General features: G+C 71.3%; 5 protein-coding genes. All 5 read left to right on the plus strand.

Annotated elements, in window-relative coordinates; all coding sequences use genetic code 11:
- Window positions 1–641: 641 nt before the first annotated feature.
- Window positions 642–869: a DUF4190 domain-containing protein gene (locus NBZ83_RS29925; RefSeq protein ID WP_261576296.1), complete on the plus strand. Its 228-nt coding sequence runs from the start codon at window positions 642–644 to the stop codon at window positions 867–869.
- A 447-nt stretch (window positions 870–1316) separates the two neighbouring features.
- Complete coding sequence (sucC, locus tag NBZ83_RS29930; protein ID WP_261566627.1) at window positions 1317–2483, plus strand: ADP-forming succinate--CoA ligase subunit beta; 1167 nt, start codon at window positions 1317–1319, stop codon at window positions 2481–2483.
- 24 nt (window positions 2484–2507) lie between these two features.
- Window positions 2508–3380, plus strand: coding sequence for a succinate--CoA ligase subunit alpha (gene sucD, locus NBZ83_RS29935; RefSeq protein ID WP_261566626.1), 873 nt, complete (start codon window positions 2508–2510; stop codon window positions 3378–3380).
- 190 nt (window positions 3381–3570) lie between these two features.
- Entirely contained in the window at window positions 3571–4488 is a 918-nt protein-coding gene (locus NBZ83_RS29940) for a hypothetical protein (RefSeq protein WP_261576297.1), read from the plus strand.
- Window positions 4489–4521: 33 nt separating this feature from the next.
- On the plus strand, window positions 4522–5080 hold a 559-nt coding region (locus NBZ83_RS29945; RefSeq protein WP_261576298.1), incomplete at its 3' end, for a cell division protein PerM.

A 5080-nucleotide genomic window follows, 5' to 3' on the forward strand; every position in this document is an offset into this window, starting at 1 on the left:
TGCCGCCGTCGACCGCGAGACCGTCGGCCGGCAGGGGCACCCCACCGCCCTCGACGTCCGCTTCCTCGCAGCCTGCCCCCTCCCAGCCTGCCTCCTCCCAGCCCGTCTCTTCCCAGCCGGTCGTCTCGCCCTGGACCTACGACATCGACGAGCCGGACTCACGGGCGCCCGTCCGGCTGCGGCGCGAGCCGCGGCCCGGCCCGCCGGCCGCGGACGACAGACGGTCCGGGGAACTGCCGTCCCGTCCCGCGCCCCGCGAGAACCGCCTGCAGCCGCGGGAGCTCCAGGCGGAGGAGACCATCCGGCCGCCGGACCCGACCCCGCCGGCGCGACCGCCGGACGCGTCGGAGTTCCGGGCGTGGATCAGGCCCGCGAGTTCGGCTCCCTCGTCGAGTCCGGTTCCGTCGGCCAGTCCGGTCCCGTCGGCTGGGAGCACGACGAGAACCCGCGCGGCGCAGGGAGCCGCGGCTCGCCCGCAGTCCCCGCCGCCGGCTGCCTCATCTCAACGGCGGCCGGCCGCGTCGGCGCTGGGCGGGGCCGTCAGTGCGCCGGCCGACCGCGGGCGCAGCCTTCCCGTGACATTGGGTGGCGATGCCGGTGGGGATGGGCGGGATCCTCGAAGGTTCCCGCCCACCACTCCGGTGGAACACGGCCTCAACGGTCGGGCGCTGCTGTCGGTTGTGCTGGCATTGAGCTGGCTGTTCGGGCTCGGCAGCGTGGCCGCGATCGTCGTTGGCTCGGTCGCCCAGGCCCAGATTCGCCGCCACAACCAGCGGGGCCGGCGGCTTGCGGCCCTCGGGATCGCATTGGGCTGGACCGGAATCGGGCTCACTGTCGTCAGTCTGCTGATCGTCCTCGCGCTGCGGTGAATTCGCCGCCGATCCGGCCAGGGCAGTCGGACGGTCGACCACGATCGGTGTTGTTCCGGTGTGATTTCTGACATATATCCGATGGTCAACTCCGTGACCTCGGACACGGGAGATCGCGGTGCCGCGTCCGGTGGTCACGCTCAGCGTCCTTTCTCGTACGCCTGATCCGGCCGTGCGTGGCGTGCCGGCGCCTCGCGGGACGCGATGTGCACCTCATTTGTCCTGTATCGATGGGCCTGACGTGGGAAGGAGGTCGTCCGTACCCGGGCGATGGCACCATCGGTGGCCCCGGGCCGGTGGTCCGCCGACGGGCTCGTCGTCGCCGCCGAGCGTGCACAGCGGCACTACGCGTGACGCGCGCCGTAACCGCCTCGTCAGTAGGCTCGCAGGCGTTCTGTGCCCTCCTACGTAACCCGACCCGCACGACCGCATCCGACTGGACGGACCGTGGATCTCTTCGAATACCAGGCGAAGAAGCTGTTCGCCGAACATGGCGTTCCGGTGCCCACCGGGAAGACGGCGACCACCCCTGAGGAGGCGCGCGCGATCGCCACCGAACTCGGTGGCAAGGTGGTCGTCAAGGCGCAGGTCAAGGCCGGCGGCCGAGGCAAGGCCGGCGGTGTCAAGGTGGCCGATGGGCCGGATGACGCCTTCGCGAAGGCTACGGCGATCCTCGGGATGGACATCAAGGGCCATACGGTCCATTCGGTGCTCGTCGAGGAAGCCAGCAACATCGCGGAGGAGTACTACGCCTCCTTCCTGTTGGACCGGGCCAACCGGACCTTCCTCGCCATGGCGTCCCGTGAGGGCGGCATGGAGATCGAGGAGGTGGCCGCGACCAACCCGGACGCGCTTGCCCGGATCGCGATTGACCCGCTGACCGGTGTCGACGCCGCGAAGGCCCGCGAGATCGCGGTGGCCGCCAAGCTGCCCGAGGCCGCGCTGGCCGGCGCCGCCGAGCTGCTGGCGAAGCTGTGGACCGTCTTCGTGAAGTCCGACGCCACCCTGGTCGAGGTCAACCCGCTCATCCTCACCGGCGACGGCCGCGTCATCGCGCTCGACGGCAAGGTCAGCCTGGACGAGAACGCCGACTTCCGGCACCCGGAGAACGCGGCGTTCGTCGACGTCTCCGCGGTGGACCCGCTGGAGCAGAAGGCCAAGGAGAAGGGCCTCAACTACGTCAAGCTCGAGGGCGAGGTCGGGATCATCGGAAACGGTGCCGGCCTGGTCATGTCGACGCTGGACGTGGTGACCTACGCGGGCGAGGAGTTCGGCGGCAAGCGGCCGGCGAACTTCCTCGACATCGGCGGTGGCGCGTCCGCCGAGGTGATGGCGAACGGTCTGTCGATCATCCTCGGCGACCCGGCGGTCAAGAGCGTCTTCGTCAACATCTTCGGTGGCATCACCTCGTGCGACGCCGTGGCCAACGGCATCGTGCAGGCGCTGAAGATCGTCGGCAACGTCACCACCCCGCTGGTGGTGCGCCTCGACGGCAACAACGCCGAGGAGGGCCGTCGCATCCTCAAGGAGGCGAACCTCTCGGTGGTCAAGCCGGTCGACACGATGGACGGCGCGGCGAAGCTCGCCGCCGAGCTCGCCGCGGCCGCGGCCTGACCAGGGCGAAGGGATTGCGAACCGATGGCTATCTGGCTTGACGAGAACAGCCGGGTCGTGGTGCAGGGCATCACCGGCTCGGAGGGCACCAAGCACACCAAGCGGATGCTCGCCGCGGGCACGAACGTCGTCGCCGGGGTGAACCCGCGCAAGGTCGGCCAGCAGGTCGAGGGCGTGCCGGTGTTCGGCACCGTCGCCGACGCGATCGAGCAGGCCGGCGCGAACGTCTCGGTCATCTTCGTGCCGCCGAAGTTCACCAAGGACGCGGCGATCGAGGCGATCGACGCGGCCATCGGGCTCGCGGTGGTCATCACCGAGGGCGTGCCGGTGCACGACACGACCGAGTTCTGGGCGTACTGCCAGTCCAAGGGCACGACCCGGATCATCGGGCCGAACTGTCCGGGCATCGCCAGCCCCGGCCTGTCCAACGCGGGCATCATCCCGGCCGACATCACCCCCGGCGGCCGCATCGGCCTGGTCAGCAAGAGCGGCACGCTGACCTACCAGATGATGTACGAGCTGCGTGAGTTCGGCTTCTCCACCTGCGTCGGTATCGGTGGCGACCCGGTCATCGGCACCACCCACATCGATGCCCTCGACGCCTTCCAGGCCGACCCGGGCACCGACGCGATCGTGATGATCGGTGAGATCGGTGGGGACGCCGAGGAGCGGGCCGCGGCGCACATCGAGGCGCACGTGACGAAGCCGGTCGTCGGCTACGTCGCCGGCTTCACCGCCCCGGAGGGCAAGACGATGGGCCACGCAGGCGCCATCGTGTCCGGTTCGTCGGGAACCGCGCAGGCGAAGAAGGAAGCCCTCGAGAAGGCCGGTGTGCGGGTGGGCAAGACCCCGTCCGAGACGGCCCGCCTGATGGCTGACATCATGCGGTCGTTGTAGACCTGTTTAGATGATGAGCCCCCGCGCCCCGCGGTGGCTCATCATCGAGACGGTCCAGGGGTCGCAGGTTGTCGGGGCTGAGGGCACTCGGTGTCTTCCCTCATCTCCCCACGACTGCCAGACTCCTGCTCGGTGCGTGGGCGAACTGGCGTCGCCGTGCCGACCGACCTGACGAAGTGGGGTTCCCGTCGTGGCACAGATCGGCGGTCGTAGCGTCGCGACCAACGACATCGGGGTGATCGCCTCCGGGCTGGTCATGTTCATCGTGGGCTTCCTGCCGTGGTACTCGGTGAGCTACTCGTTCTTCGGTCGCAGCACGAAGGTGCACGAGAACGGCTGGGGGCTCGGATTCAACTCCTGGTTCCCGGTGCTGCTGGTGCTCGCGGTGGCCGGTGTGCTCGTGGCACGCCTGTTTGCGGACCTCCGCATCCCGGACGTCGGTCCGGTATCCGCCCTGTGGATCCTGCCGGGTGCCTCGGCGTTCGCCAGCCTGCTCCTGCTCATTCGGTGGATCAGGTTTCCCGACGCGCCGAAAGGGCTGGACGCCGGCCCGAGCTACGGCTTCTACCTCGCGCTCATCGCCGCCATCGTCCAGACGGTCTTCGGTGTCCTGGCGGCGCTGGCGAACGGTGCGACCATCCCCGGCCGCGGCCGGGCGAGTGGCCCGGGTGCGCCCGGGGCTTGGCCGCCGCCGGGCCAGCCGCCCTACGGCCAGCCCTACGGCCAGCAGCCGACGCCCGGCTACGGCGCCCCGACCGGCGGCTACGGTCAGCCCCAGCCGGGCTACGGTCAGCCCCAGCCGGGCTACGGTCAGCCCCAGCCCGGCTACGGCCAGCCGCCGGCCGGCTACGGCCAGCCGCCTCAGGGCAGCTACGGTCAGCCCCAGCCGGGCTACGGCCAGCCGCCCGCCGGCGGGGGCTATAGCCAGCCGCAGCAGGGCGGCTACGGTCAGCCGCCTACCGGCCAGCCGCCTACCGGCTACGGCCAGCCGCCCGCTTACGGCCAGCCGCAGGGAAATTGGGGCCAGCCGCAGCAGCCGCAGCAGCCTGGCTACGGCCAGCCGCAGCCTCCGGGCACTTACGGCCAGCAGCCCCCAGCGGACAGTTAATCTGTCGACGGCATGAGCGGCGAGCGTCCTAGCGTGTCCGCCATCCCCCACCATCCCGGCCCCGCAGGCCAGTTCCTCGACCGGTTGTGGCAGCGGGCCGGCCGTCCGGCGGTGGCGGCGATCGCCGCGTCGGCGGCCGGTCTGATTTTCATCGAGTTCATCGTCCTGGTCGTGTGGGGCGCGGACACCGGTTCGTCCACCGGGCCCGCCGCGGCGCTGCGCGTCGGCACCGACCTGTGGCTCGTCGCCCACGGCACGACGCTGCGGCTGCCGGACGGGGTGATCGCCTTCCGGCCGCTCGGGCTGGCACTGTTCCCCCTGGCCGCGGCGCTCAGCGCCGCGCACCGGCGGGCGGCGGCCGCACCCGCGGCGGGTCACCCCACGCTGCGTCGGCCGGGCTGGGGTCGCACGGGCCGTGAGGGCCAAGGCCGCCGAGGGCAGGGCCCTTCGAGTTGGGGCCCCCCGGGTTGGGGCCGGCCGAGGCGGGACGGGTCCGACCAAAACCGTAGGGATGGAGCGGCAGCCGCTGACGGGGGCGGTGTGGGCGCCGGTGGCGGCGGTGACCCGTCCGGGCGGGAGACAGGGGCGATGG

This window comes from Frankia gtarii (assembly GCF_025403375.1).
Lineage (GTDB): Bacteria > Actinomycetota > Actinomycetes > Frankiales > Frankiaceae > Frankia > Frankia gtarii.